Origin of the sequence: Campylobacter sp. GB48 (assembly GCF_049221845.1) — a bacterium.
GTDB classification, from domain to species: Bacteria; Campylobacterota; Campylobacteria; order Campylobacterales; family Campylobacteraceae; genus Campylobacter_D; species Campylobacter_D lari_C.
This window is the reverse complement of the sequence record NZ_JBMJAR010000006.1, coordinates 29,730-56,103: the sequence shown is the minus strand read 5'-3', so window position 1 is coordinate 56,103 and position 26,374 is coordinate 29,730. Positions and strand designations below refer to the sequence as shown.

Sequence of the window (26,374 nt, the reverse complement as noted above, 5' to 3'; positions counted from 1 at the left end):
AGCTTTCCTTAGAATTAAAATTGTTATATTTATGCTTTAAAAATTTAATTTTAAGGTTTTAAACTTGCTTTTAGAAATTACTTTTGATTATAAATCTAAAAACGATATTTTTGAGTATTTGTTGGCTTATTATGCTAAAGATTATGTGTATAATTATGAGCAAAAAGATGAAAAAATCATTATTAAAGTTAAAGGCGAAAAAGATGAAATTCAAGCCTTTTGTTCTAATTTAGAAAATATCAGCCACAGTGTTTTTTTAAACAAATTCGACTTAAAAGTTATAGAAGAAGATTTTACACCTATAAAAAAAGAAAAAAACTTCACTAAAAGAAGTTTTTTAACAAGACTTAATGCAAATGCTTATACCCAAGGCGAGCTTTTAGAAAATGAATGGGGTGTTTTTATAGAAGAAGAATTTAAAATAGAAGAAGATTTTATAAAAATCACTAAAGAAAATTTCTGCGATAACTTGAAAAAAGCCTTGGAAAAATTAAAAAACAAAGAAAAAATATATTTTAAAAGCTCAAAAGGAATATATGCTTTTGAAATTTTTAATGAAGCATTGGATGATTTTTTAATACCTTGTGATCCAAAGCATATCAATGCATTTTTTTCTTGTAATAACGAGCAGTTTAAAATCTTAGCAGGGGTTGAAAAACCTCTAATGAAACTTAAATTTAATGCTATTTTTAGACAAAATCATCAATTAAATCATGAGTATTTTAAAATAAAAATATACGATAATCTTTTCTTGTTTGCCTTATGTTTTGAGCTTGAAAAAGAAGGAATTAAGTTTTTAAATTTTAAAAAGCTAGAACATTTTGAGGATGATTTTGAAGTGGCTTTAATCGAAAATGAGCTAGTAGTTTGTAGAGGTTATGATTATATTTTACCTGAGTTTAAAAATTTGATTTTTCAAAAAGAAGATAAAAATTTTGCAAGAATTTCTTGTATATTGTCTGATTTTAAAGACAAAAAGCCTTTGCTTTTAGAACTTAGCAAAAGAAATGATGATATTATTTTACTCGATAAAGAAATCAATCTTTTAAAACTAAATTTACCAAAAAGCTTTGATGAATTTTATGAAACTATAAGTCAAGATGATGTTGCTAAGAGATTGCTAGCTAATTATGAAAAAGAATTTACCCTAGTGCGAAAAGAACTAAATATGGCTAATAATTTTTTTAATATTTTTGGCATGGTAGGGATGATTTTAGAGCTTGATGAAGATGTCCAAAGTGCCGCATTAGCGCTTTTGGCTTTAGCGGATGAGAGTAAAATGGCAAAAGGTGTTAGGATAGATTTTAAGTTTAATGAGCAAAAAGAATTTGATTATACTAAAACACTAAGAAGTGTAATGAGTTTTAAGCTTGCTGGAGTAGAAAATCAAATCATAGCCTTAGGTGTTGTTGAGAGTTTGGCGTATTTTTTAAGAGATTTATTTGATGATTTAAAGGCTAAAGAGCAAGTTGATTGTGCCGTGCTTAGTGGAAGCTTATTTGAACACAAAAGCCTTAGTAAAAATGTATTTAAACACATACCATTTTTTAAGTTAAGTGATGTCCCACTTTGGATATGAAATTCATATTAAAGGGCTAGTGCAAGGCGTTGGCTTTCGTCCTTTTGTTTTTAATATAGCTAAAGAGCTTAATTTAAAAGGTGAAGTTTATAATAATAGCTTAGGCGTCGTTATAATCCTTGAGTGTAGTAATGATGAATTAGAAATTTTTAAAGAAAAACTTTTTACTAATTTACCACCTTTAGCTAGGATAGATGATTTTAATTTTTCTTATAAAAAACTTCAAAAAACTTATAATGAATTTAGCATAAGTACTTCACAAGATAGTGAAAAATTTAGTCCGATTTTGAGTGATTTTGCTCTTTGTGAGGATTGCTATAATGAATTTTATGATGAAAAAAACCCGCGTTTTAAATATCCTTTCATCACTTGCACAAATTGCGGACCAAGATTTTCTATTATAAAAAAACTCCCATATGATAGAGCTAATACGACTATGGATGAGTTTAAAATGTGTTTTTTTTGTCAAAGCGAGTATGAAGATCCTACTAATCGTCGCTTTCATGCTCAACCACTCTCATGTCCAAAATGTAAAATTACTATCTTTTTAAAAGATAAAAGTCAAAATATTTTAGCCAAAGATGAAAAAGCTTTTATGTTGCTTGCAAAGCTTTTAGAAGAAGGTAAAATCATAGCTTTTAAAGGTATGGGTGGGTTTCATTTAATTTGTGATAGCACAAATGAAAATGCTATAAATGAACTTAGAATACGTAAAAATCGCCCTAAAAAGCCTTTTGCTATTATGGTAAAAGATCTTAAAATGGCTCAAGAATTAGCTTTTATCGATGAAGCCGAGGCAAAACTTTTAACTTCAAATTTAAAACCCATAGTTATTTTAAATAGCAAAAATATCCATAAAAGCTTAGCGCCAGATACTAATAAAATAGGTATTATGTTAGCTTATATGGGAACACATTTAATGCTTTTTGAACATTTTAAAAAACCTATCATTGCAACAAGTGCTAATTTAAGTTCACAAAGCATTATTTATGAAGAAACAAAACTTTTAGAGCAACTTAGCGATGTGTTTGATTTTTATCTTGATTATGATAGAGCAATACATAATTCAAGCGATGATAGCATTGCTCAAATTATTGGTAAAGAAGTAATGTTTTTAAGGACTTCAAGGGGTCTTAACCCACTTTATATCAACACAGCAGGTATTTTTAATGTAAAAGAAAATATTCTAGCTCTAGGAAGTGAATTAAAAAATGAATTTGCATGTTTTTTTAAAAATCAAATTTTTATTTCTCCTTATATAGGTGATATGAAAAGTTTAGACATACAAGAGAGATTTTTTAAAATTTTAACTTTCTTTCAAAACTCTTATAAACTAAATTTTGATCATATTTTAAGCGACAAACACCCACAATTTAACTATGTAAAAGAATTTAGAGATTATAAAAATTTTCGCGTGCAACATCACTATGCGCATTTGTGCGCTTGTTTATTCGAATATAAAATTTACAAAAATGATGTTTTGGCCTTTGTTTTTGATGGAACAGGTTATGGGGATGATGGAAAAATTTGGGGTGGGGAAATTTTTAGAGCGAGTTTAAAAAGCTATGAAAGGCTAAATCATTTTAAAAATTTCAAACTAATTAATGTAGATATTAAAAATATCGCAAATTTAGCTTTAGCTTTGATTTTTGATTTTAATTTAGAAAGCAAAGCTAGCGAGTTTTTAGCTAAATTTTCTCAAGTAAAATTAAACAATCTTAAAAAAATTCACACTCAAAGCTCTTTATATACAAGTTCTCTTGGTAGGATTATTGATGCTTTTGGCGCTTTTGCTTTTGATATACAAAGACTTGATTATGAAGCGCAAATTGGGCTTTTGATGGAAAAATATTATGATAAAAATCTTGATTATAGTTATAAATTTAATATCAAAGAAAAAGAAATTTGCTTTAAAAATGCTTTTTTACAAGCTTTAGAAGATAAAGATAAGGTTAAAATTAGCACAGGTTTGCTTAATGGCATTGCAAATTTAATTATAGAATATTCAAAAGATTTTAAAGAAGAAGTGTTTTTGTGTGGCGGAGTATTTCAAAACAAAACCTTGCTTGAAATTTTAGATCGAAAAAATTTTGCTTATAAAACTTCTTTACAATTTCCTTGCAATGATAGTTCTATTGCACTTGGGCAACTTGTGCATTATTTATCTTTAAAAACTTAATAAAACTCATATTTTTTTAATACTTTTTTATATACAATAAAATAAAAAGATAAAGGAAAGATTATGTGTAAAGATTGCGGCTGTTCTATTAATGGACACGAACATCATCATGATCACCATCATGAAAATCCGGCTTTAAAAGATGAAAAAACTATTAATGTTATTAGTAAAATTTTATCAAAAAATGATCATCAAGCAGCTCATAATAGAGAGCATTTTAATGAGTATAATACTCTTTGTATTAATCTAATGAGTTCTCCAGGAAGTGGTAAAACAACACTTTTAGAAGAAACTATAAAAACTTTAAAAGATGATTTAAAAATAGCCGTGGTTGAAGGGGATTTAGAAACTAACAATGATGCAAATCGCATTATCAAAGCAGGAGGCTTAGCTCATCAAATCACCACAGGACAAACTTGTCATTTAGATGCTTTTATGGTGCATGAAGCTTTACATCATTTTAAACTTAGCGAACTTGATATAGTTTTTGTTGAAAATGTAGGAAATTTAGTATGTCCTGCAAGTTATGATTTGGGCGAGCATTTAAATGTAGTTTTACTTTCAGTAACAGAAGGTAGCGATAAGGTAGAAAAATACCCGGTGATGTTTAGAAAGGCTGATTTATTAGTTATTACTAAAGCTGATTTAGCTCAGCATTTTGACTTTGATTTCAAAGCAGCTTCTATGGCTGCTAAAAGGCTAAATCCTAAAATAGATATTATGATTTTAGATAGCAAAACAAAAACAGGATTTGATCTTTGGATAAATTATCTAAAAATGAAAAAGGAGCTTAGCTAATGTGTCTTTCTATACCTTCTAAAATTTTAGAAATTGATGAGCTAAATTCAGCTATAGTAGAAACTTTAGGGGTTAAAAGAAGGGTGAGTTTAGACTTGATAAGCGAGCCTTTAAAGGTAGGCGATTATGTGCTTATACATGTGGGTTTTGCTATGGAAAAAATCGACACTCAAGCTGCACAAGAGAGTTTAAAAATTTATACAGATATAGCAGAGAAAATGCAAAATGGACAAATTGATGAAAATGAAGGCGATATGGGGCTAAAAAATGGATTTAATTAATGATTTTAGAGATAAAGAAAGAATTTTAGTCCTAAAAGAACTTATTGCTTCTAAAATTACTAAGCCTATTAATATCATGGAAATTTGTGGTGGACATACGCATAGTATTATGAAATTTGGTTTACCTGATTTATTGCCAAAAGAAATTAACTTTATACATGGTCCAGGGTGTCCTGTATGTGTTATGCCAAGAGAGCGTATTGATGTGGCTTTAAAGCTTGCAAGTATGCCAAATACTATCTTTTGTGTATTAGGCGATATGCTTAAAGTACCAGGAAGCTATGAAAGCTTAATTGATCTTAGAGCTAAAGGAGCTGATGTTAGAGCGCTTTATACACCTTTGGATGTGATAGATATAGCTTTAAAAAACCCTGAAAAAAATATAATCTTTTTTACCATAGGTTTTGAGACAACTACACCTATGAGTGGGGTGATTATAGAAAAAAGCATGGCTTTAAATTTAAAAAATTTATTTTTTCATATCAATCATGTTTTGGTTCCACCTGCGGTAGAAGCTATCATGCAAGATGAAAATGTAAAAATTGACGCCTTTTTAGGACCTTCTCATGTAAGCGTTATCACAGGATCAAACATTTATAAACCTATTGCTAAAAAATACCAAACACCTATAGCAGTAAGTGGATTTGAACCGGTTGATATAATGCTTAGTGTGTTAAATATAGTAGAGCAAATGAATGCAAATACTTTTGAAGTTTATAATGAATATCACAGAGTAGTTAGCAAAGAGGGTAATTTAAAAGCCAAAGCTTTAGTGGAAAAATACTTTAAACCTTGTGATTTTGAATTTAGAGGTCTTGGAGTGATTACAAATGGTGGGCTTTGTTTAAAAGATGAATTTGCACACTTAGATGCTAGCAAAGTGTTTGATTGTAAAGTGCAAAGTAAAGATGAAAGCAAGGCTTGTATTTGTGGTCAAATTTTAAGAGGCTTAGCTAAGCCTTATGATTGTAAGATATTTGCAAAAGCTTGTACTCCAAAAAATCCTATAGGTAGCTGTATGGTTTCTAGTGAAGGAGCTTGTGCGGCTTATTATAAATATTATCAAGATAAGGCATAAAATGAAGCAAATTACTTTAGCCCATGGTGGTGGTGGTGAAGAAATGAATGCTTTGATAAGTGAAATTTTTTCTATTTTTGAAAATGATATTTTAAAAGAAGCAAATGACGCTGCTATTTTAGATGATTTGGCTTTTAGCACCGATTCTTTTGTACTAAATCCTATCTTTTTAAAAGATATAAATATAGGAAAATTAGCAGTTTGTGGTAGCGTAAATGATGTATTAATGGTGGGAGCAAAACCGCTATATTTATCGCTAGCTTTGATTTTAGAAGAGGGTTTTGAGATAGAAAAGTTAAAAATTATACTAAAATCCATAAAAGAAGAATGTGATAAAGCGGGAGTAAAACTAGTTTGCGGGGATACTAAAGTTGTTCCTAAAAATAAAGGCGATGAAATATATATTAACACTTCATGTATAGGTAAAAATATACAAAAAATCAACACCAAAGACTTAAAAAGTGGTTGTAGTATATTAGTTTCAAGGGATATTGGAGCTCATGGTTGTGCGGTTTTGGTTGAAAGAAATAATTTAGAGGCAAATATCCAAAGTGATTGCAAAAGCTTAAAAGATGAAGTTTTAGCACTTTTAAATGCAGATATTTCTATAAAAGCAATGCGTGATGCTACGCGTGGCGGACTTAGTGCGGTTTTAAATGAATGGGCTAAATTAAGCAATTTAGAGCTTTTAATATATGAAGAAAAAATCCCAGTTTGTGATGAAGTTTTAGGGGTTTGTGAGCTTTTTGGATATGAGCCTTATGAGCTTGCAAATGAAGGAACTTTTATTATTTGTGTAGATAAAAAAGATGAGCAAAAAGCATTGGAAATTTTAAAACAATTTAATGCTAATGCGGCCATTATAGGTGAAATCACAGCTAATGAAAAAGCAAGAGTGGTTTTAGAAAATGCTTATGGAGCAAAACGCATTTTAGAAGCTCCAAAAGGCGAACTTTTGCCAAGAATTTGCTAATGCATGAGTTAAGCATTACAGAATCATTACTAGAGCTTTGCGAAGAATATGCTCAAGGAAAAATTATTGAAGAAGTGCATGTTAAAATAGGGCGCTTAAGTGGAGTTGAACCTCCACTTTTGCAAAGAAGCTTTGAAACTTTTAAAGAAAATAGTCCCTTATGTAAAAATGCTAAATTTGTTATGCATATTCAAGAAGTAGTAGTTGAGTGTCAAAAATGCCATTTTAATGGAGTACTTGAAAATAATATCTTTTGGTGCCCAAAATGCGAAGATAAAGATTTAAAAATCATAGATGGAGAAGAACTTTATCTTATGCAGCTTGTTTTAAAAGAAAATGAGGATTTAGAAAATAATGACAAATAAAGAAATTATCTTAGGTGCGGGTTGTTTTTGGTGTACTCAAGCTGTGTTTGATGAAATTAAAGGCGTAGTTTATACAGAAGTAGGTTATAGTGGTGGTAAGCCAAATCCAAGTTATGAAAGCGTGATAAATGGCGATGGAAATATAGAAGTAGCTAAGATAATTTATGATGAAAAACAAATTTCATTAGAAAAAATTTTAGAAATTTTTCTAAAAATGCACGATCCAACAAGCCTAGATAAACAAGGTGCTGATGAGGGGATACAATATAGATCAGTTATTTTTTATCAAACTAATGAGGAGTTAAAAATCATTAGTGATTTTTTACAAAAAGCACAAAAATATTACGCTAAAGCCATAGTTACACAAGTTTTAAAATTAGAAAAATTTTATAAAGCTGAGGATTATCATCAAAAATATTTTAAAAATAATCCCAGCCAAGCTTATTGTAGATTTGTTATTACACCAAAGCTAGAAAAACTAGCAAATCATTCCTAATTTTTCTTTTTAGAAATAGGGCAAACCCCAAGTGGACAAGCTTGTTTTCTACTAAGTACTCTTATAGGACAAACAGTAAAAATACCTGTTAATAAAGGAATTAAACCCAACAATCCCCACCAAGTTGAAAAATAAACTCCTAAAGAAAACGCCACTATGGCTAAAGCTATTCTTAGCACTCTTTCTAATTTACTCATAATTTCTCCTTTTTGTTGATATTATAAATAAATTTTAAAAGTATTTCTGTGATAAAGTTACAAAGAAATTAGTATTATTTTAGATCTTTCAAGTTTGATTTTACCTTCTTTTTCTAATTCTTTTAAAATTCTTGAAATAGCTTCTCTAGCGCTTCCTAAGTGATTAGCTAAAGCTTCATGGGTGATTTTAAAGTATTGTTGCTAGTATTTTCTTTCAAAAAATCACAAATTCTAGAAGATAAAGGCATAAATAAAGCTTGTTCTAAAATTTTGATTAAGGTATTAAAACGCTTGGTGATGAAACTTAAAACACAATTATTAATTTTTGGGTATTTTTCTTTTAAAATTTGAAAAATTGATGAGGGAATGATGGCTATACTTGTATTTTGAGTACTTTGTATAAAAACATCATAAGATATGCCACCCATATTACACTCAGAGCAAATAATGAATTCACATTTTCTTTAAGGTGAAAAAGTGTTATTTCTTTTGCATTTGGAGTTAGAATAAAAGCTCTAAGCTCGCCTTTTAAAATTTTTATAAATCCTAAACATTTATCATTGACCTTAAAGTCTTTTTCAATGTTTATTATTTGTAAGCGCTCTTGTATAAGTTTGAGATCTTGCTTTTCTATTTCAAAATGAGAAAGAAAATTTTCCATGTTTTTAAGTTTTAAAAGCCTATAAAAGGCTTTTAAATTTTAGTGGCAACCACAACCACCACATCCACAACTTTGACTAAAGAAGCTTTCTAAAGCTTGCATATTTGGAAGTTCTGTTACTTCATTTACCAATTCTTTATAAGCAACCACACCATCTTTAACTACAAACACTGCTCTAGCTAAAATTCCCTCAAGTGGACCATCAGCCATTAAAACACCATATTTTTCACCAAATTCTTTAGAAACAAAATCACTTGCAACAGTTAAATTATCTATACCTTCAGTTGAGCAAAAACGACCCATAGCAAATGGTAAGTCCATGCTAACTACGATTACTTCTACACCGCTTGCTGCTGCTTTTTTGTTAAATTCTCTAGCTTCAGTTGCACATACTGGAGTATCAAGGCTTGGTACGCTAATAATAATTTGAGTTTTGTCTTTTGGAGCAATTTCAACACCTGAAAGATCTTTAGCTTTTAAGGTGATATTTGGAGCCATATCACCAACTTGGATGTTATTTCCTTTTAAATTTACTTTATTTCCTTTGAATAATACACTATTCATTTTTTCTCCTTGAATGATTTTTATTAATCATAATATAAAAAGATTAATAAAGTCTTATTTTTGTTCTTCTTTGCACATACCTGCTTCGATTAAAAAACATGAAGGTTGATAATTACTTTTTTTAATCTTGTCATATTTTGCATAGCTTAAGTATAAAGTATCCTTAGCTCTAGTTACAGCTACATAAAAAAGCCTTCTTTCTTCTTCTAAACTTCCACCCATGCTCATGAGTTTTTGATTAGGAAATCTTCCTTGTGCAAGATCAATTACAAATACAAGTTCAAACTCAAGCCCCTTACTAGCATGTATGCTTAAAAGATTAACCCCACTACCACTACTCATTTCACTAGCACCAAGAGTAAGAAAATTATAATATTTATAATTATCACTGTAATTTTTAGCAAGTTCTTTTAATACAAACATTTTTGCGTTGATTTTTTCTAAAATTTCATTTTTTTTATTTAAGTCAACATTGGAGTTTTTATTAGTCGCTCTTTTGGTTGCTAAAATATCACAAATTTCTTTAAAATAATCATTTTCTAAGATCAAATTTACAAGTTGAGTTGAAACCTTACACTCACTTGCTTTTTTAATAAAAAGATAAATTTTTTCAAGATTTTTCGCACAAAACTCGTTAATTTTAGGAAGGCTTAAAATAGGGTGGGTGTTAAATTCACTTTCTAAGTTAAACCTTGAAGGCGAGGCTAGCTCCTCAATATCATCAAAAAGTCCTAGTTGGTAACTTTGCTTTTTGTATTTTTTTAAACTCACACTACTATCAGGATTTAAAAAGCCTTTAATCAAACTAGAATGCCCCAGTTTTAATAAAGCATCAAAAATATCTTTTGCCAAAACCCCACCAACTCCTTTGGTGTATTCAAGCAAGTGTATAAAAGCCATGATATCTTTTGGATTAAGCACGATTGCAAGCATAGAGCAAAAGTTTTTAACTTCCAAGCTTTCAAAAAAGCTTCCCCCGCCTTTTCTTTTGCTTGCTATACCAAGTTCTCTTAAGGCAACTTCTACTCCATCTGCACTAGAATTGTTTCTAAAAATAACAGCAATTTCATCAAGATTAACTCCACTTTGTAAGATTATTTTTGCTATGGTGGAGTATTGATCAAATAATTCATTGAAAGTTAGCAAACTTGGTGCTTTAAAATCTCCTTCTCTAGTTACAATCAATTCTTTAGGATATAATCTTTCATTGTTTAAAATCACTTTATTAGCCAGCGCAAGTATATTTTTACTAGAGCGATAGTTTTTATTTAAAGTAAAAATATTTGCATCGATAAATCTATCTTTAAAGCTTCCTATAATAGAAATATCAGCCCCATTAAAAGCATAGATACTTTGATCATAATCACCCACACAAAATAAACTTTTACTTTTAAAAGCATCAATTAATGAGCCTTGTAAAGTATTAGTATCTTGGTACTCATCTACTAAAATCTCATCAAATTCAAAATGATGTGAAGTTAAAACATGTTTTAATTTGATCAATAAATCATTAAAATCCACATAGTTAAAACGTGCTTTTTCTTCTTCGTATTCTTTTAAAATATCTTCATAAATTTCAGCATAAACAGCTTGTTCATCATAATTTTGACAAAACCAATTATAAAATTTATCTAAATTTGCATTAGTATTTTGAAATAAAGAATATACATCATACAAATAACTTGGCATATAAGGTTTAGTATCACTTAGATGATGAAAAGTGCGTTTTTCAAAAATAGAACGTAAAAGAATTTTAAGCTCACTTGCAGGTTTTAAAATAATATCATGATTTAACTCTTTAAGTAGAGAATAAGCAGTGCTATGAAAGGTTCCTGCTGTAATTTTTGAAGTAATGCTTTTATCAAAATATCTACCAAGTCTTTCTATCATTTCCTTACTAGCTTTGTTTGTAAAGGTTAAAAGCATAATTTTTTCAGGCTTTATACCATTTTGAAGTAAAAAGGCTATTCTTGCAACTATGGTTGAAGTTTTACCTGTGCCTGCACTTGCTATGATAAGATTGTGTCCAAAAGGAGCACTAGCGGCTTTGTATTGTTCTTCATTTAAACGCGATAAGGGCATGAGCTTCCTAGTTTAAAATTATATTTTGTATATCATTAAAATAAAAATGATTGATACCGTCTTTATATTCATAATAAAGCGTAAGTTTATGAGAATCTAAAATAGTCTTAACAATGTATAATCCAAGTCCAAAACTATCTTTGTTTTTCTTTCCTTGCGTAAAGGCTTGAGTATAGTACTTCAAGTCTTTATCTAAGGCTTTTCCTTTGTTTTTAAAGCAAAGATAATCTTTAGTTATTTCTATGGTAACGCAATTTTCATCAGAGTATTTTGTCGCATTATCTATCATATTTTTCATCGCAGTAGTAAAGAGTTTAAAATCCACATTGACACTAAAACTTTCTTTGATGCTAATTTTTACCTTTTCATCATCACTCATAGCTATATCTTTAGCTTCATCTAAAAGATCTAAGATATTATATTTTTTTAAATTAATCAAACCAGCACCTGAAGTAATTTGCTCAATAGCTGCAAATTCATTAATCAAAATTTCCAAACGATTAAAAGCGCCTACTAATCTTTCTTTATATTTGCTATCTTCAAGCATTTCTAAAGTAATTAAACCTTTAGTGATAGGAGTTTTTAACTCATGCATAATATTTCTTAAGAAAAACTGCCTTGAAGTGTTTAGTTTTTGAATTCTTAAGATAGATTCATAAAAGGCTGTTGCTACTTGAGAAATTTCATCATTACCTTTACTGACATTTTGAATTTCATTGAGTTTATTTTCGCCAAATTTATCTATTTGTCTTTTTAAAGCTCTAAGTGGTTTTAATTTTCTAATGATAAAAATATATAAAATCAATAAAACCATTACCACTATACTAGCAATAAGCTTAATCACAAAATAACGATAACCTTGATATTCTAAATCTTTGTACAAATAAAGTTTTCCATCAAAGATGATTTTTAAATACACATTATCTTCTAAAGTAATAATTTCAACTACACCCGTGCTAGTTTGAGCACGTGCTATAGTTTCAGCCTTGTAGATGATTTTTCTTATAGAAGATGGCGCGGTTAGTTCTATCATTTTGTAATTTTTTGTTTGCTCATAAAATTCTTTTTCACTAATTACATGATTAAAATACAATAATCTTGCATTAGCTATAAAAGAATATTTCGCATTAAGTTCATTAGTGTAATTTTGCTGATCATATTTTATAAGCCATAAAAATGCCAAAATCACACTAACACTAGCAAGCAAGAAAACAAAGGTTATAGTATAAAAAATCGATGATTTATTCATTGAGTTAATTTATATCCTATGCCTCTGATTGAATGAATATATTTTGGAGTTTTAGGATCATCTCCGATTTTTTGTCTGATTCTACTAATGATTACATCTATGCTTTTATTGCTAGAGTCTTCACTAATAGAGCTACAATTATACACAAGCTCTTCGCGACTCACCACTCCACCTTCTTTTTTAATTAAATAACTTAAAATATCAAATTCAGCATTAGTAAAGCTAATTTCTTGATCTTTCATAGTAATAGTATGTTTGTATTTATCATATACAAGATCTTTTTTAACTTGAGTTTGAGCGGTTTTGGTGTTTGAAATTCTTCTTAAATGACTTTTAATTCTTGCTTGAAGCTCTTGAGGATTATATGGTTTTGGTAAATAATCATCAGCACCCAAATCAAGTGCAGCAACCTTATCGCTAATATCATGTCTTGCGCTTGAAATGATAATAGGTGTATCATATTTTTTACGAATTTCTTCACACACTTCAAGTCCATCAAGTCCAGGCAAGCTTAAATCTAAAATGATTAAATCATAAGGATTTAAAGCAAGTCTTGAAAGACCTATATAAGGCTCATGAGCAATATCTACTTTCATATCAAATTGCTCTAAATATTCAGCTATAATCTCTGCTAATTCTAAATCATCTTCTATCATTAAAATATTTGTCATTTTCTTCCTTTCTTAAAAAAGTAAAGCTCTAACCATACCGCCTCTATTAATCCAAATTTTAACATATTCTTTGCCTTTATTTAATTCTAAAGCCTTAGATAATTCTTTAAAATTTGAAACTTCGTATTGATCAATACCTATGATAATATCACCTTGCTCAAAACCTATTTTTTCTGCTTTTGATTTTGGAATAACTTCAGTGATTAAAATACCACTAATATTTTCAGGTATGCGGTATTGTTGTTTATTTTTAGAATCAAGCTCTACTAATTTTAAACCATCAATATAACCTTTTTCATATTGTAGCGATTTTTCATCTGTTTTTAGCATAAATTTAGCTGTTTTGATTTTATTATCTCTTTCATAAGTTACTTCTATAGCTTGTTTTGGATCAATACTTCCTATATAATTTTTTAAATCCATAGGACTTTTAATCACAGTTTTATCTACTTTTATAATCAAATCACCTCTTTTTAATCCTGCATTATAAGCTGCTGAATCTTTTTGAACTTCTGTTATTAAAGCACCTTCTTGATTAGTATAAGCTTTTTTAATATCTTGAGTTAAAGCTCCTATAACCACACCTAAATATCCTCTTTCAATTTTTCCATGCTCAATGAGTTTTTGTGCAATGGATTTTGCCATATTAGAAGGGATTGCAAAACCTATGCCATTGTTTCCACCACTTCTTGAAAGTATAGCTGAATTAATTCCAACTAAAGCTCCTCTGCTATCTACTAAAGCTCCACCTGAATTTCCAGGATTAATTGAAGCATCGGTTTGAATGAAATTTTCATATTGATTTAAACCTATATTGTTTTTATTTAAGGCTGAAATAATCCCACTTGTAACACTGCTTCCAACGCCAAAAGGATTACCTAGAGCAAATACCACATCACCTTCTAATAATTTATCCGAATCAGCAAAAATTACAGCAGGTAAATTTTTTGCTTCTATTTTTATCACCGCTAAATCTGTTTTAGGATCAGCACCGATTAATTTAGCTTTATATTCAGTGCTTGAATCAGGTAAATTTACAGTAATTTTTTCAGCACCTTCTATAACATGATTGTTTGTTATAATATAGCCATCACTTGAGATAATCACGCCCGATCCAAGTGAACTTACAACTTCTTTTTTATTCTTTTTACTTTTTGGAGCTTGTGGAAAATCAAAACCAAAAAATTGTTTAAAATAAGGATCATTGAAAAAATCATCAATCCCAAAAGAATTGCTTTGAACGGTTTTGGAAGTTGAGATATTCACAACTGAATTTTTAACTTTTTGTATAGAATCGTGATAAGAAAGTATAGTATTTTGATTATCAGTTGGTAAAGATCTTTTTACATTATCATCTGCTTGTTTAAAATCAATACTAGCACTAAAAAGAGTAGTTGCTAATGCCAAAGAAAGAACCATAGTTTTTTTCATGTATTATCCTTTGTAAAATCAATTTATGCAAGTATAAAATTTTATTTTTACACAATTGTAAATAAAACCTTTAGTTTTAAAACTTATAAAAGTTGATTGACTAAGACTAAAGTTTATGATATAATCTTATAAAAAATAAGGAATAATAAATGAGTAATAGTTTATATGAAACACTAGGTATTTCGCAAAATGCTAGCGCAGATGAGATAAAAAAAGCTTATAGAAAATTAGCAAGACAATATCACCCAGATATCAATAAAGAAGCAGGTGCTGAGGAAAAATTTAAAGAAATCAACGCCGCATATGAGATTTTAAGTGATGAGAAAAAAAGAGCTCAATATGATAGATATGGTGATTCTATGTTTGGTGGGCAAAGTTTTCATGATTTTTCAAGAAGTGCAGGCGGAGCTGATATCAATGATATTTTGAATAATATTTTTGGCGGAGGTTTTGGAGGATTTGGTAGAGGTTTTAGCTCTAGTAACAATTTTAGAAGTGGTTTTGGAGGCTTTGGTGGCTTTGAAGAAGATTTAGACTTACAAGCAAGTGTTAAAATTCCTTTTGAAAAAGGAATTTTAGGTGGTGAGCATACCATAAATATCAATAATGAACAAGTTAAAATCAAAATTCCACATGGTATAAAAGATGGCGAAAAGCTACGCATACGAGGTAAGGGAAAAAGCTTTCAAGGACAAAAAGGAGATTTGATTTTAAAAGTAGAGCTTGAAAAAAGTGATGAATATGAAAGAGAAGATGATGATTTATACAAAAAAGTTGAAGTTAGCTTAAAAACAGCACTCTTTGGAGATAAAATCAGCGTACATACCCCAAGAAAAGAAGTTAAAATCACTATACCGCCAAATTCTAAAAACAATCAAAAAATCAGACTTAAAGGCTATGGAGTACAAAATAGAAAAACAGACCTTTATGGGGATATGTATTTAATTTTAAATGTAAAAATACCTGATATTAATAGTCTTGATCCTGAATTTGTAAAAATTTTAGAAGAAAAATTACCTTAAAAGGAGTATGTAATGGAGCATAGTTATGATGAACCGGTGTATCTTATAAGTGTTGTTGCAAAGGTTTTAAGCATACACCCACAAACTCTAAGACAATACGAAAAAGAAGGCTTGGTTGAGCCAAGCAGAACCGATGGCAAAATGAGGCTATATTCTCAAAAAGATATAGATAGAATCAAAATGATTTTACGCTTAACAAGAGATCTTGGAGTTAATTTGGCTGGTGTTGATGTGATTTTAAAGCTAAAAACAAAAATTGATGAGTTTGAAAATACCATTGAAGAACTAAGATTGGAGCTTGATAGAAGAGATAATCCTTCAAAATCAAGAGCAGTAGTTAAGCACAGAAGTAATTTTGATTTAATTTTTTTAGAAAAAATGAAATAATAGAATAAAAAAGGCTAATTAGTGGAAGAGTTTTTAAATGTCTTTTTAGTTGCAGTTGCTTTTGCTGTAATTTTAAATGTAATTTTAAAAAAATTTGGTATTCCAACTATTATAGGCTATATAGCTACAGGTTTATTTGTGCGTGAATTTTATGGTTTTAGTACTAATGAAATTATTATTCATGTAGCTGAGTTTGGTATAGTTTTTTTAATGTTTACCATAGGGCTTGAATTTTCATTTAAACATCTTTTAGCAATGAAAAAAGAAGTGTTTTTAAATGGAAGTTTACAAATGCTAACTTGCGGTTTGGTTTGTACTTTACTTGTAACTTATATTTTAGGTATAGCAAACCATATAGCAATGATAGCAGGTTTTGCGCTAGCTTTATCATCCACTGCGATAGTTTTAAAAATACTTAATGATAGTGGTGATATCAATGAAGAATATGGCCGAAAAGCTTTAGGAATTTTGCTTTTTCAAGATATTGCTGTAATACCACTATTATTAATGATTGATATATTTAGCTCTCAAAATGCTGATATTTCAAAGCTTTTACTTACAACCTTAGTTAGTGCTGTGATTTTACTTGTTTTGCTTTATTTTATAGGCAAGTATCTTTTTACTTATATTTTAAAATTTATCATTAAGACTAATGCAAATGAAATTTTCATCGCTACAATTCTTTTTACAGTTATAGGAGCAAGCTTTTTAGCACATTCTTTTGGTTTTTCATACTCGCTTGGAGCATTCATAGCTGGAGCTTTGATAGCTGAAACTAAATACAAACACAAAATAGAAGCAGACTTGGTTCCTTTTAGAGATTTACTTTTAGGATTTTTCTTTATTAGTGTTGGTTTGCAAATTGATTTTCATATAGTTTTTGAAAATTGGTTTTTGATTTTTGTTTTTGTAAGCTTGGTATTATTAATAAAATTTATTGTAATTTATGGACTTTTAGCTCTTTATACAAGAAAAAGAGTAGCTTTGAAAACCGCTTTAAGTATTTCTCAAATTGGAGAATTTGCACTAGCAGTGTTTTCACTAATGCAAGTTAATTCATTATTAGATGAAAAAACTGCACAAATTTTTATTATAGTTTCTATTATCACTATGGTTGCAACTCCTTTTATTTTAAATAATCTTAGAAAAATAGCCAATGTAGCTGAAGACGAACAAAATGATATGGCTAAATTTTATCTATGCGATCAAAAAATGAAAGATCATTTTATTATTTTTGGTTATGCAAGATTAGGCCAAGAAGTGGTGCAAAAGATTAAAAAAACAGGTATTCCATATCTAGTTTTAGAAAGTGATTTAAATTTAGTTGAGCTTGGACGTAGTAGAAATGAAAATGTATTTTTTGCAAATGTAGCCCAAGTAGAAACACTAAAGGTAGCCAATATAGAAGAATGCTCAGTTGCTATTATAACTATAAGCAATGAAGCTAAACTTGATATGCTTTACCAAGTGCTTTCTAACTTTAATAAGCCCATACAAACGGTTTTAAAAACAAGTGGTACAGGTGCTAAGATTATTTTCCCACATACTGATAAACATTTACACATTGTGGATGCTGAAGCTTCAATAGCTAGAAATTTGGTACAAGAAGCATTACAATGTAGAATTAATACAAGTGCAGCAGAATGAAAAATGATGAAAAAGCTTTAAGAGTTAAATATGTAAGAGCTTTAGAAAAATTTACTAATTCTGCTGTAAGTGCTTTAAAAAGGGAAGATTTTGATTTAACACTTTTTAGAGAGAGAATGCAAAAAAATGCTAAAATCTTTGAAAAAGTTCAAGCAGTGTTTTTGGATTCTACCTATACTAAGGCTTTGGAGATTTTTGTAAATGAGTGTTTAGATGAGAGTTTGGATCAAAAAACCTTGGCTTCAAAAGCCAATGCCTTATATAAGCTAAAAAATAATCAAAGTTATAAAAAAGACAAGCATAAAATTAAATTTAAGGATGAATATTGATAAATGTGATTTTTGATATGGATGGCACGCTTATAGATAGTGCCAATGCTATAGTATGTGCGATAAATGAAATAAGAGCGGATTTAAATTTAGAACCTTTGAAAAGAGAGTTTATTTTAGATACCATCAATACTCCTGGGCAAAATTATGCTAAGATTTTTTACGGGGTTGATACTTACTCACATACTAGTTTTAAAGAAGGTTATGAGAAGTATTTTATTAAGCATTATGATCAAAGCGTGGTGCTTTTTGATGGTGTGCTTGAGGTTTTGGATTTTTGTAAAAAAAATGATTGTTACCTAGCTATAGCTACTAATGCACCTCAGGAAAGCTTAGTACCTATTTTAAAAAAACAAAATATTCTTTCATATTTTGATAAAATATTAGGTGTTAGTTATGGTATAGAAGCTAAGCCTGATCCTATGATGCTAAGATTAATCGCAGATGAAGCAAAATATGAAAAAAGTATTTTTATAGGCGATAGCTTAAAAGACAGACTTTGTGCCAAAAATGCTAAGATGGATTATATACATATTTCTTGGCAAAAAGAAATTAAAGACTTAGATGAAGCTAACGATAAAACTACTTTAATAGAAAAAATTCAAACTTACATGAAAGGTTAAAAAATGGATATTTTTGATGAAATGCTTGCAAAAAGCCCTAAGGAAAAATTTATCGAAACAATAAAATATGCAAATTTAGGTGCATTAGAAAATGTTTTAGAAAAATTATTAGCCGATCATATCGCCATGATAGAGCTTTTAGAAAAAAATAATTTAAATGAAAGCGATGTGGCGCAATTTCAAATAGAAAATTCACTCTTAATAGATGAGAGAAAAAACGATTTTTACATAGGATTAAGCGCTGAAATTTTAGGGCATGAGGGTTGATTTTGCGTTTATTTTTATCTTTATTTTTGATACTTAATTTTTTAAAGGCTGAAGTATTTTTTGATTATACTTATAAATTTACCTTAAGTAAAGATGAAAAAGCAAGTGTAAAAATAAAAGAAATTGACTATCCTGATGAGATTTATTATTTTGACTTTTCATGGACTTTATTTGATCAAACTAATATCATTGTTCATTCAAAATATAAAAAATACCCTAGACAATTTGTGATGTCTTTAAGAAGAAATTTAAACTGGGTAGATCAAACCTTAGTACCTGACTATAAAAATCCTCATATAGATAGAGCAAGATTGATACTTGAATTTAGTGATTTTAAAAAAGGCGAAGCTATTTTTACTGTATATATAGAAGATAAAGATAAAAGATTAGAAGTAGAATTTTTAGACCCTAGAAAAGCCTCTCTTAATCAAAACTAAAGTAAAATTTAATAAAATATAATTATAAGAAAACTAAGGAAAGCATAGTGCAAAAGATCGATCAATATATGCATGAATTTTTATCTGAATTAAACTACAACCCTATTTTAACCATGAGTTCAAAACTTCAAGGTGGTAAAAAATTACGCTCAAAACTACTTTTAAAAATAGCTGGGGAAAGTGATATTAGCTATAAAATCTGTGCTATTATAGAGTTAATTCATGCTGCAAGCTTATTGCATGATGATGTGATTGATGAGGCAAAATTAAGAAGAGGTGTAAAGTCTATCAATGCACAATTTGGAGCTAAAAACGCTATCATGCTCGGAGATATCTTATACTCAAAAGCCTTTTATGAGCTTTCTTTAATAGATTTAAAATTAGCAAAAATTATTTCTAATGCTGTTGTTATGCTTTCTGTTGGTGAATTAATGGATGTAAATTTAAGCGAAACTTTCAATACTGATAAAAACGCTTATTTACAAATGATATACAATAAAACAGCCATTTTAATCGAAGCTAGTGCAAGGTGTGGGGCTATACTTGCTGATTTAAATGAAGATGATTTCGCAGAATATGGTAAAAATTTGGGTTTAGCTTTTCAAATTGTAGATGATATTTTAGATATCAAAGGTGATGAGCAAACCTTGGGAAAACCTGCTATGAATGATTTTAAAGAAGGTAAAACCACTCTTGCTTATATGTATTTATATGAAAAATTAAATCCACAAGATCAAGAAATACTTAAGTCTTATTACAAGAAAGATTTAAGTATAAATGAGCTTGCTTGGATTAAAAATAAAATGCAAGGATATGAAATTTTTAATCAAGTTGGTCAAGAACTAAACACTTATGCAAATAATGCTTTAAAAGCCATAGCAAAATACAATATAAAAGATTTAGAAGATATTATTAAAAGTATGATAGAAAGGGAATTTTAATGCATTATTATTGTATCAGTTTTACACATAAAAATACAGATATTGCTACTAGAGAAAAACTTTCCTTTTCTAATGAAGATAAAAAAAGAGAGTTGTTAAAGCTAATCCATACTAATAATAAAATTTTAGAAAGCTTAGTACTTAGTACTTGCAATAGGGTTGAAATTTTTCTTTTTGTTGGGGATGTTGAAAGCATTAATGAGCATATTTTAAGAACGCTTAGTTTACTTTGTGGAGTTGATAAAGAAAATTTAAGCACTAAGGCTGATTTTTACGAAGATAGTGGGGCTATCCATCATTTATTTTCTGTGGCAAGCTCACTTGATAGCTTGGTTATTGGTGAAACACAAATTGCTGGACAATTAAAAGATGCTTATAAATTTGCCCTGCAAGAGCAAAGATGTGGTGTGCATTTAACTAGAGCGGTGCATTATGCTTTTAAATGTGCAGCAAATGTTAGAAATCAAACCGAAATTTCTAAAAATCCTATTTCAGTTGCTTCAGTAGCAGTAGCAAAAGCCAAAGAACTCCTAAATTTAGAAAATAAAACTGCAGTTGTAGTAGGTGCAGGGGAAATGAGTGAACTAGCCTGTAAGCATTTATTAAATGCTAAGGCCAAAGTATTGATATTAAATAGAGATATACAAAATGCCCAAAAGCTTTGTGAGGATTTGGGTGAAAATGCAAGTTGTGAAAGTATTGCAAATTTAAAAGAAGCATTAAATCAATATGAGATATTTTTTAGCGCCACAAATGCTCCACATGCTATTATAACTAATGATTTATTAGAAGAAAAAGATTATAAAAGATATTTTTTTGATATAGCAGTGCCTAGGGATATTGATGTAAAAGCAAATGAAAAAAATATAGTCTATGCTGTTGATGATTTAGAAGAAGTTGTAAGAAAAAATTTAACTCTAAGAGAACACCAAGCCCAAATTGCTTATTCTATAGTAGGAACTATGACAAATGAATTTTTTCAACATCTAAGCAAACTAGCAACCCTGCCTTTAGTGAAACAACTACGTTTACAAGCTGATAAAATTGCCAAAGAACAGTTACAAAAGGCCATAGATAAAGGATATTTAAAACACTCAAACCATGAAGAAGCAAGAAAGCTTATAAGACAAGTAATGAATGCATTTTTACATCATCCTAGTGTAAATTTAAAAAAGCTAAGTGGAACTATGCAAAATGATTCAGTAGTTAATGCTATGCGTTATGTGTTTGATTTAAAAAATGAAAATATGGAAGGTTTAAACCTTTATAAATGTGAATTTAATTTGGAGAATAATCATGAAATTTAGTAAATTTTATGCCATAAGTACAAAAGAAAATCCAAAAGACGCTACTTTACCAAGTCATATATTTTTAGTTAAAGGTGCCTTTGTAGAACAAATTGGAAGTGGTTTGTATAATTTTTTACCTTTAGGAAAAAGAGTTTTAGATAAGATTAAAAATATCATCAAAGAAGAAATGGATAAAGCGGGAGCTTTAGAAGTAAATTTAAGTTTTAATACTCCAGCTGAACTTTGGAAAGAAAGTGGGAGATTTAATGTTTTTGGTAAAGAGCTTTTACGCTTTAAAGATAGAAAAGAAAATGATTTTGTCTTAGGGCCAACTCATGAAGAAGCTATGGTGGCTTTAGTAAGAAATAAAATAAATTCTTACAAACAACTTCCTTTACATTTATATCAAATAGGACTTAAATTTAGAGATGAAGCTAGACCTAGATTTGGACTTTTAAGATGTAGAGAATTTTTAATGAAAGATGGTTATAGTTTTCATGCTAATGAAGCTGATTTAGACAAAGAATTTAATCTTATGCATGAAACTTATAGTAAAATTCTTACAAGATTAGGACTTGATTTTAGAGCTGTTGAAGCTGATAGCGGGGCTATTGGTGGAAGCGGTTCAAAAGAATTTATGGTTTTGGCTAAAAATGGCGAGGATGATATATTATTATGTGAGCATTGTGATTATGCTGCAAATATTGAAGCAGCAAAAAGAGCTAAAAAAAATTGCGAAGATGAAAGACCAGAAGCTGACTTTGCTACACAATTTCACACTCCAAATGTAAAAACTATAGAAGAATTAGCAGAATTTTTTAAAATTAATCCTTACTATACTATTAAAGCTATTGCTAAAAAAGCTATTTATGAAAATGAAGAAAAAATTGTAGTATTTTTTATACGCGGTGATGATGAATTACAAGAAGTTAAAGCACTAAATGCGGCAAATGCACTAGAATTAGTTGATGCAAGTGAAGAAGAATTAGAAAAAGCAGGTTTAGTGCCAGGATTTATCGGCTTTGTAGGATTAAATGGAGTTGATTTTTATATTGATCATGAGCTTGAAAATGAAACAAATATGATTATTGGAGCAAATAAAAAAGATTATCATTTAGTCGGAATCAATGTTGTAAATTTAAACAAAGACCGCTTTAAAGATCTCGCGGCAGTTAAAGAGCATGATCTTTGTCCAAAATGCCAACACAAGCTTAAGCAAAGCAAAGGTATTGAAGTAGGGCATATTTTTAAACTTGGAAATAAATACTCAAAAGCAATGAATGCAAGCTATTTAGATGAAAATGGTAAAGCTCAATTTTTCACTATGGGTTGTTATGGTATGGGTGTTAGTCGTTTGGTTGCGGTTGCCATAGAAGCAAGCCATGATGAAAAAGGCTGTATTTGGAATAAAACTTTAGCTCCTTTTGTTTTAGATATCATCGTTTCTAATATAAAAGATACAAAAGCTATGGAATTTGCTGAGCAAATTTACACTCATTTTAGAGATAAAGAAATTTTATTTGATGATAGAAATGAGCGTTTTGGTGTAAAGATTAACGATTTTGAATTAATGGGCTTTCCTTATGGTTTAGTTATAGGCAAAGGCTTAGAAAATAATAAAGTAGAGTTAATCCATAGAAATACCTTAGAAAAACAAGTTTTAAAAACTCAAGAAGTAATTTCACACTTAGAGAAAATTCTATGATAGCAAGAATAAATATAAGTGCATTTTTGATTTTAGAATTAATTGCTAGTATTTTATTTATAGCCTTTTTTGGTTTTTTAAATTTTTTTATGATAGTTTTTGCAAGTATGTTTTTAGGAGCAATGTTTTTAGCAAAGACTTGGACAAATCTCATTACTATGCAAAATACTAACACGAATTTATTTGGTATGATTAAATTATTTTCCTTAACTATAGTAGGAATTTTACTTTTAATACCAGGATTTTTAAGTACATTTTTAGGAATTTTGCTTTTATTTTTTATGATGGCACTAAAACTTTTTACAAAACAAAAAAGAAAATATCATCATCAAACAAATAGTGAAGAAGAAATCATAGATGTAGAAATCATACAGGAGCATAAAAAATGCAATTAATTATCGCAACAAGAAAAAGCCAACTCGCATTATGGCAAAGTGAGCATATAAAAAATAAATTATCGCAAACACATTCTGAATTAGAAATTTCTTTAGAGGGTTTTAAAACAAAAGGTGATGTTTTACTTGATTCACCTTTGGCTAAAATAGGTGGAAAAGGACTTTTTACAAAAGAACTTGAAGAAAGTATGTTAAGAGGCGATTCGCATTTAGCTGTGCATAGCTTAAAAGATGTTCCTAGTTTTTTTCCAAAAGGTTTGGTTTTAGCTGCTATCTCAAAAAGAGAAGTGGTAAATGATGCTTTTTTAAGTGAGTATTATGAGAGTTTAAATGCTCTCCCAAAAGGTGCAAAAGTAGGTACAACAAGTCTTAGAAGAAGGATGCAACTTTTAGCATTAAGACCTGATTTAAACATCATTTCTCTAAGGGGTAATATTAACTCACGCTTAGAAAAACTTAAAGCCAAAGAATTTGACGCTATTATTTTGGCTTTAGCTGGTATTAAACGCTTAGGTTTGGATAAAGAAATAAAATACATTAGGGCTTTTGAGCTTGATGAGATGATACCCGCAGCCTCCCAAGGAGCCTTAGGTATAGAAAGCATTGATGATAAACAAATTTTAAAATACCTTGAATGTTTGAATGATGAAAATGCCTTTATAGAAACCCATATAGAAAGAGATTTTATAAAAACTCTAGAAGGTGGCTGCCAAGTACCTATAGGTATTAATGCAAAAATCATTGATGAAAAAATAGAAATTCGCGCCATAGTAGGCTTACCTGATGCAAGTAAAATTCTCAAAGAAAAAAGAGTGATTGATAAGCAAGATTACGCAAAAACAGGCGAACTTTTAGCTAAAGAAATGATAGCAAAAGGTGCAAAAGAAATTTTAAAAGAAGCAGAGAGTATGATATAAATGCAAAAATTCATAGAGCTTTTAGAAAAAAATAATTTATTAAAAACCATTCATGAGCCTGTTGATGTTGATCTTGAGATGGCACATTTAGCTTATATAGAAGTTAAAAAAGAAGACTCAAAAGCCTTACTTTTTACTAATGCAGTAAAAAATGGTAAAAAATACGATTATCCTGTATTATTAAACACTTTTTGTAATGAAAAAGCTTTAAAATTAGCATTTGAAAAAGACTATGAGGAAGTAGCTAAAGAAATTAGCTCTTTGCTTAAAATGCATATACCTCAAAGCTTTGGTGCTAAATTAAATTTTTTCAAGACCTTACTTGATTTAAAAAATATTCCACCAAAACGCATTAAAAAAGATGGAGAATTTAACTACAAAAGCTTAAATTCTTTATATGATATGCCTATTTTAAAAACTTGGGAAAAAGACGCTGCGCCTTTTATTACCATGGGGCAAGTTTACACTCAAAGCTTAGATGGAAAACAAAATAATCTTGGAATGTATCGTTTGCAAGTGGTTGATGAAAAAACCTTGCTTATGCATTGGCAAATTCATAAAGATGCGAGCCATTTTTTCCATGAGTATAAAAAAGCAAATCAAAAAATGCCAGTAAGCATAGCCATAGGTGGAGATCCTTTATATATTTGGTGTGCTCAAGCACCTTTACCAAAAGGAATTTTTGAACTTTTACTTTATGGTTTTATCAAGAAAAAACCTGCCATTTTGGCAAAATGCAAAAGCAATCATCTTTACGTGCCTTATGATAGCGATTTTGTGATTGAAGGCTTTGTAGATCCAAATGAATTTGCACCTGAGGGGCCTTTTGGAGATCATACAGGCTTTTATACCCCTGTTGAACTTTGTCCTATTTTAAAAGTAGAAAAAATCTTTGCTAAAAAAAATGCGATTTATCAAGCTACTGTTGTGGGAAAACCACCTTTAGAAGATAAATACATGGGACTTGGCACAGAAAGAGTTTTTTTACCTTTACTTCAGACAAATACCCCTGATTTAATAGATTACAACATGCCTGAAAACGGAGTTTTTCATAATTTAATCTTGGCTAAAATAGAAGCAAAATACCCAGCTCATGCAAAACAAGTTATGCATACTTTTTGGGGAGTAGGGCAAATGAGTTTTGTAAAACATGCTATTTTTGTTGATGAAAATGCACCTTGTTTGAAAAATTATGACAAACTCATACCTTATATACTCAATCGCTTTGATGAAGAAAAATTACTTATTAGCGAAGGAATTTGCGATCAACTCGATCATGCTTCAAGTACTTATTGTTATGGTGGTAAAGCAGGGCTTGATGCATGTGGTAATGAGAAAAAAGTCGAACTTGAAATTCTAAGCGATGAAGCTTTACTTTCACTTTTTAAAGAAAAAGATCAAAGTATTTTAAAATTAAAGCAGTTTTACACCCAAACCTTTGCTCCAATTTGTGTGATTTTGATTGATAAAAAAGAAAAAATTGCTCAAGTTTTTGAAAAATTACAAACTTGTAAAAAGCATTTTAGAATTTTAGTTTTCTTAGATACAGATGCTATTTTAGAAAATCCTTATATGCTAGTTTGGCGTGTGGTAAATAATATCGATGCAAAAAGAGATACATTTATCAAAAAAGATTGCGTTGCGATTGATGCAACAAATAAAGGATCATTAGAAGATTATCATAAAGAATGGCCTTTAATGACAAATTGCTCCAAAGAAGCTATAGATAGACTTATTGCTAAAAATTTACTTCCAAATGATGAAAAATTATTCAAAAAGTTTGAAATTTTCTAATTTTAAACTTTTTGAGA

At 29.4% G+C, this 26,374-nt stretch carries 29 protein-coding genes; 21 read left to right on the top strand and 8 right to left on the bottom strand.

The genetic code is table 11. The features are described from left to right. Positions 1-64: 64 nt before the first annotated feature. The 8 genes from ACOTVC_RS04825 to msrA all read left to right on the top strand — a co-directional run bounded on the left by ACOTVC_RS04825 (position 65) and on the right by msrA (position 7,749). Positions 65-1,579, top strand: a complete 1,515-nt coding sequence (locus ACOTVC_RS04825; protein ID WP_421627850.1) for a hypothetical protein — start codon at positions 65-67, stop codon at positions 1,577-1,579. Next, positions 1,560-3,758 (top strand): carbamoyltransferase HypF, encoded by a 2,199-nt coding sequence (hypF, locus tag ACOTVC_RS04820; RefSeq protein WP_214116102.1) that lies wholly within the window; start codon positions 1,560-1,562, stop codon positions 3,756-3,758. Before ACOTVC_RS04825 ends, hypF begins: the two co-directional genes overlap by 20 nt. A 63-nt stretch (positions 3,759-3,821) precedes the next feature. Beyond that, positions 3,822-4,556, top strand: coding sequence for a hydrogenase nickel incorporation protein HypB (gene hypB, locus ACOTVC_RS04815; RefSeq protein WP_115645554.1), 735 nt, complete (start codon positions 3,822-3,824; stop codon positions 4,554-4,556). After that, a complete protein-coding gene (locus ACOTVC_RS04810; protein WP_039618343.1) occupies positions 4,556-4,837 on the top strand; it encodes a HypC/HybG/HupF family hydrogenase formation chaperone in 282 nt (93 codons plus the stop codon). Before hypB ends, ACOTVC_RS04810 begins: the two co-directional genes overlap by 1 nt. After that, complete coding sequence (hypD, locus tag ACOTVC_RS04805; protein ID WP_087684710.1) at positions 4,824-5,915, top strand: hydrogenase formation protein HypD; 1,092 nt, start codon at positions 4,824-4,826, stop codon at positions 5,913-5,915. Before ACOTVC_RS04810 ends, hypD begins: the two co-directional genes overlap by 14 nt. A 1-nt stretch (position 5,916) precedes the next feature. Further along, complete coding sequence (gene hypE, locus ACOTVC_RS04800) at positions 5,917-6,888, top strand: hydrogenase expression/formation protein HypE (RefSeq protein WP_039618339.1); 972 nt, start codon at positions 5,917-5,919, stop codon at positions 6,886-6,888. Beyond that, positions 6,888-7,253 (top strand): hydrogenase maturation nickel metallochaperone HypA, encoded by a 366-nt coding sequence (locus tag ACOTVC_RS04795; protein WP_087684709.1) that lies wholly within the window; start codon positions 6,888-6,890, stop codon positions 7,251-7,253. The genes hypE and ACOTVC_RS04795 overlap by 1 nt, the downstream gene beginning before the upstream one ends. Next, the gene (msrA, locus tag ACOTVC_RS04790) at positions 7,243-7,749 is read left to right on the top strand and encodes a peptide-methionine (S)-S-oxide reductase MsrA (RefSeq protein WP_087690506.1); all 507 of its coding nucleotides are present in this window, start codon (positions 7,243-7,245) and stop codon (positions 7,747-7,749) included. The genes ACOTVC_RS04795 and msrA overlap by 11 nt, the downstream gene beginning before the upstream one ends. On the opposite strand, the gene ACOTVC_RS04785 is transcribed toward msrA, so the two are convergent. From ACOTVC_RS04785 to ACOTVC_RS04750, 8 genes are all read right to left on the bottom strand, one after another. Next, positions 7,746-7,946: a YgaP family membrane protein gene (locus ACOTVC_RS04785; RefSeq protein WP_214116100.1), complete on the bottom strand. Its 201-nt coding sequence runs from the start codon at positions 7,944-7,946 to the stop codon at positions 7,746-7,748. The two genes, msrA and ACOTVC_RS04785, sit on opposite strands and share 4 nt — an antisense overlap. A gap of 57 nt (positions 7,947-8,003) precedes the next feature. Then, complete coding sequence (locus ACOTVC_RS04780) at positions 8,004-8,132, bottom strand: helix-turn-helix domain-containing protein (protein WP_214116114.1); 129 nt, start codon at positions 8,130-8,132, stop codon at positions 8,004-8,006. Continuing rightward, on the bottom strand, positions 8,114-8,374 hold the full coding sequence (locus ACOTVC_RS04775) for a hypothetical protein (protein WP_214116099.1): 261 nt from the start codon (positions 8,372-8,374) through the stop codon (positions 8,114-8,116). The genes ACOTVC_RS04780 and ACOTVC_RS04775 overlap by 19 nt, the downstream gene beginning before the upstream one ends. 272 nt (positions 8,375-8,646) lie before the next feature. Further along, the gene (tpx, locus tag ACOTVC_RS04770; RefSeq protein ID WP_214115440.1) at positions 8,647-9,171 is read right to left on the bottom strand and encodes a thiol peroxidase; all 525 of its coding nucleotides are present in this window, start codon (positions 9,169-9,171) and stop codon (positions 8,647-8,649) included. 54 nt (positions 9,172-9,225) lie between these two features. Beyond that, complete coding sequence (locus tag ACOTVC_RS04765) at positions 9,226-11,253, bottom strand: ATP-dependent helicase (RefSeq protein WP_214116096.1); 2,028 nt, start codon at positions 11,251-11,253, stop codon at positions 9,226-9,228. 7 nt (positions 11,254-11,260) lie between these two features. Then, positions 11,261-12,502 (bottom strand): ArsS family sensor histidine kinase, encoded by a 1,242-nt coding sequence (locus ACOTVC_RS04760; RefSeq protein ID WP_087684703.1) that lies wholly within the window; start codon positions 12,500-12,502, stop codon positions 11,261-11,263. Further along, positions 12,499-13,173, bottom strand: coding sequence for a response regulator transcription factor (locus ACOTVC_RS04755; protein ID WP_039618324.1), 675 nt, complete (start codon positions 13,171-13,173; stop codon positions 12,499-12,501). Before ACOTVC_RS04755 ends, ACOTVC_RS04760 begins: the two co-directional genes overlap by 4 nt. Before the next feature lie 12 nt (positions 13,174-13,185). Further along, on the bottom strand, positions 13,186-14,604 hold the full coding sequence (locus tag ACOTVC_RS04750; protein WP_214116094.1) for a DegQ family serine endoprotease: 1,419 nt from the start codon (positions 14,602-14,604) through the stop codon (positions 13,186-13,188). Between the two features lie 149 nt (positions 14,605-14,753). Here ACOTVC_RS04750 and ACOTVC_RS04745 point away from each other — a divergent pair, with 149 nt between their 5' ends. Genes ACOTVC_RS04745 through ACOTVC_RS04685 form a run of 13 tightly spaced genes read left to right on the top strand, consistent with a single transcriptional unit; the run spans position 14,754 to position 26,357 of the window. Beyond that, positions 14,754-15,626: a DnaJ C-terminal domain-containing protein gene (locus ACOTVC_RS04745; RefSeq protein WP_214116092.1), complete on the top strand. Its 873-nt coding sequence runs from the start codon at positions 14,754-14,756 to the stop codon at positions 15,624-15,626. 12 nt (positions 15,627-15,638) lie between these two features. Next, positions 15,639-16,013 (top strand): heat shock protein transcriptional repressor HspR, encoded by a 375-nt coding sequence (locus ACOTVC_RS04740; RefSeq protein WP_039618318.1) that lies wholly within the window; start codon positions 15,639-15,641, stop codon positions 16,011-16,013. A 21-nt stretch (positions 16,014-16,034) separates the two neighbouring features. After that, positions 16,035-17,660: a cation:proton antiporter gene (locus tag ACOTVC_RS04735; protein ID WP_421627844.1), complete on the top strand. Its 1,626-nt coding sequence runs from the start codon at positions 16,035-16,037 to the stop codon at positions 17,658-17,660. Further along, the gene (locus ACOTVC_RS04730; protein WP_012661485.1) at positions 17,657-17,989 is read left to right on the top strand and encodes a hypothetical protein; all 333 of its coding nucleotides are present in this window, start codon (positions 17,657-17,659) and stop codon (positions 17,987-17,989) included. The genes ACOTVC_RS04735 and ACOTVC_RS04730 overlap by 4 nt, the downstream gene beginning before the upstream one ends. Beyond that, positions 17,986-18,612, top strand: coding sequence for an HAD family hydrolase (locus ACOTVC_RS04725; RefSeq protein ID WP_421627842.1), 627 nt, complete (start codon positions 17,986-17,988; stop codon positions 18,610-18,612). Before ACOTVC_RS04730 ends, ACOTVC_RS04725 begins: the two co-directional genes overlap by 4 nt. Positions 18,613-18,615: 3 nt before the next feature. After that, on the top strand, positions 18,616-18,879 hold the full coding sequence (locus ACOTVC_RS04720) for a DUF2018 family protein (RefSeq protein WP_039641469.1): 264 nt from the start codon (positions 18,616-18,618) through the stop codon (positions 18,877-18,879). After that, positions 18,876-19,316: an exporting protein gene (locus ACOTVC_RS04715; RefSeq protein ID WP_373274189.1), complete on the top strand. Its 441-nt coding sequence runs from the start codon at positions 18,876-18,878 to the stop codon at positions 19,314-19,316. The genes ACOTVC_RS04720 and ACOTVC_RS04715 overlap by 4 nt, the downstream gene beginning before the upstream one ends. A gap of 47 nt (positions 19,317-19,363) precedes the next feature. Then, entirely contained in the window at positions 19,364-20,257 is an 894-nt protein-coding gene (locus ACOTVC_RS04710) for a polyprenyl synthetase family protein (protein ID WP_214097703.1), read from the top strand. Continuing rightward, positions 20,257-21,564 carry a glutamyl-tRNA reductase gene (gene hemA / locus ACOTVC_RS04705; protein ID WP_039628326.1) on the top strand — a complete coding sequence of 436 codons (1,308 nt, stop codon included), beginning with the start codon at positions 20,257-20,259 and terminating at the stop codon, positions 21,562-21,564. Before ACOTVC_RS04710 ends, hemA begins: the two co-directional genes overlap by 1 nt. Then, on the top strand, positions 21,551-23,251 hold the full coding sequence (locus ACOTVC_RS04700; RefSeq protein WP_214116112.1) for a proline--tRNA ligase: 1,701 nt from the start codon (positions 21,551-21,553) through the stop codon (positions 23,249-23,251). The genes hemA and ACOTVC_RS04700 overlap by 14 nt, the downstream gene beginning before the upstream one ends. After that, a complete protein-coding gene (locus tag ACOTVC_RS04695; RefSeq protein WP_421627839.1) occupies positions 23,248-23,646 on the top strand; it encodes an FxsA family protein in 399 nt (132 codons plus the stop codon). The genes ACOTVC_RS04700 and ACOTVC_RS04695 overlap by 4 nt, the downstream gene beginning before the upstream one ends. Next, positions 23,637-24,563, top strand: a complete 927-nt coding sequence (hemC, locus tag ACOTVC_RS04690) for a hydroxymethylbilane synthase (RefSeq protein ID WP_214116755.1) — start codon at positions 23,637-23,639, stop codon at positions 24,561-24,563. The genes ACOTVC_RS04695 and hemC overlap by 10 nt, the downstream gene beginning before the upstream one ends. Continuing rightward, entirely contained in the window at positions 24,564-26,357 is a 1,794-nt protein-coding gene (locus tag ACOTVC_RS04685) for a menaquinone biosynthesis decarboxylase (RefSeq protein ID WP_214116757.1), read from the top strand. Positions 26,358-26,374 lie beyond the last annotated feature (17 nt).

Coding starts and splice junctions, on each gene's coding strand:
- ACOTVC_RS04750 (WP_214116094.1), bottom strand. CDS start 14,604: ATGAAAAAAACTATGGTTCTTTCTTTGGCATTAGCAACTACTCTTTTT.
- ACOTVC_RS04785 (WP_214116100.1), bottom strand. CDS start 7,946: ATGAGTAAATTAGAAAGAGTGCTAAGAATAGCTTTAGCCATAGTGGCG.
- ACOTVC_RS04740 (WP_039618318.1), top strand. CDS start 15,639: ATGGAGCATAGTTATGATGAACCGGTGTATCTTATAAGTGTTGTTGCA.
- msrA (WP_087690506.1), top strand. CDS start 7,243: ATGACAAATAAAGAAATTATCTTAGGTGCGGGTTGTTTTTGGTGTACT.
- ACOTVC_RS04685 (WP_214116757.1), top strand. CDS start 24,564: ATGCAAAAATTCATAGAGCTTTTAGAAAAAAATAATTTATTAAAAACC.
- ACOTVC_RS04775 (WP_214116099.1), bottom strand. CDS start 8,374: ATGGGTGGCATATCTTATGATGTTTTTATACAAAGTACTCAAAATACA.
- ACOTVC_RS04795 (WP_087684709.1), top strand. CDS start 6,888: ATGCATGAGTTAAGCATTACAGAATCATTACTAGAGCTTTGCGAAGAA.
- hemA (WP_039628326.1), top strand. CDS start 20,257: ATGCATTATTATTGTATCAGTTTTACACATAAAAATACAGATATTGCT.
- ACOTVC_RS04720 (WP_039641469.1), top strand. CDS start 18,616: ATGGATATTTTTGATGAAATGCTTGCAAAAAGCCCTAAGGAAAAATTT.
- ACOTVC_RS04695 (WP_421627839.1), top strand. CDS start 23,248: ATGATAGCAAGAATAAATATAAGTGCATTTTTGATTTTAGAATTAATT.
- tpx (WP_214115440.1), bottom strand. CDS start 9,171: ATGAATAGTGTATTATTCAAAGGAAATAAAGTAAATTTAAAAGGAAAT.
- ACOTVC_RS04760 (WP_087684703.1), bottom strand. CDS start 12,502: ATGAATAAATCATCGATTTTTTATACTATAACCTTTGTTTTCTTGCTT.
- ACOTVC_RS04745 (WP_214116092.1), top strand. CDS start 14,754: ATGAGTAATAGTTTATATGAAACACTAGGTATTTCGCAAAATGCTAGC.
- ACOTVC_RS04755 (WP_039618324.1), bottom strand. CDS start 13,173: ATGACAAATATTTTAATGATAGAAGATGATTTAGAATTAGCAGAGATT.
- hypB (WP_115645554.1), top strand. CDS start 3,822: ATGTGTAAAGATTGCGGCTGTTCTATTAATGGACACGAACATCATCAT.
- hypE (WP_039618339.1), top strand. CDS start 5,917: ATGAAGCAAATTACTTTAGCCCATGGTGGTGGTGGTGAAGAAATGAAT.
- ACOTVC_RS04810 (WP_039618343.1), top strand. CDS start 4,556: ATGTGTCTTTCTATACCTTCTAAAATTTTAGAAATTGATGAGCTAAAT.
- ACOTVC_RS04730 (WP_012661485.1), top strand. CDS start 17,657: ATGAAAAATGATGAAAAAGCTTTAAGAGTTAAATATGTAAGAGCTTTA.
- hypF (WP_214116102.1), top strand. CDS start 1,560: ATGTCCCACTTTGGATATGAAATTCATATTAAAGGGCTAGTGCAAGGC.
- hemC (WP_214116755.1), top strand. CDS start 23,637: ATGCAATTAATTATCGCAACAAGAAAAAGCCAACTCGCATTATGGCAA.
- ACOTVC_RS04765 (WP_214116096.1), bottom strand. CDS start 11,253: ATGCCCTTATCGCGTTTAAATGAAGAACAATACAAAGCCGCTAGTGCT.
- hypD (WP_087684710.1), top strand. CDS start 4,824: ATGGATTTAATTAATGATTTTAGAGATAAAGAAAGAATTTTAGTCCTA.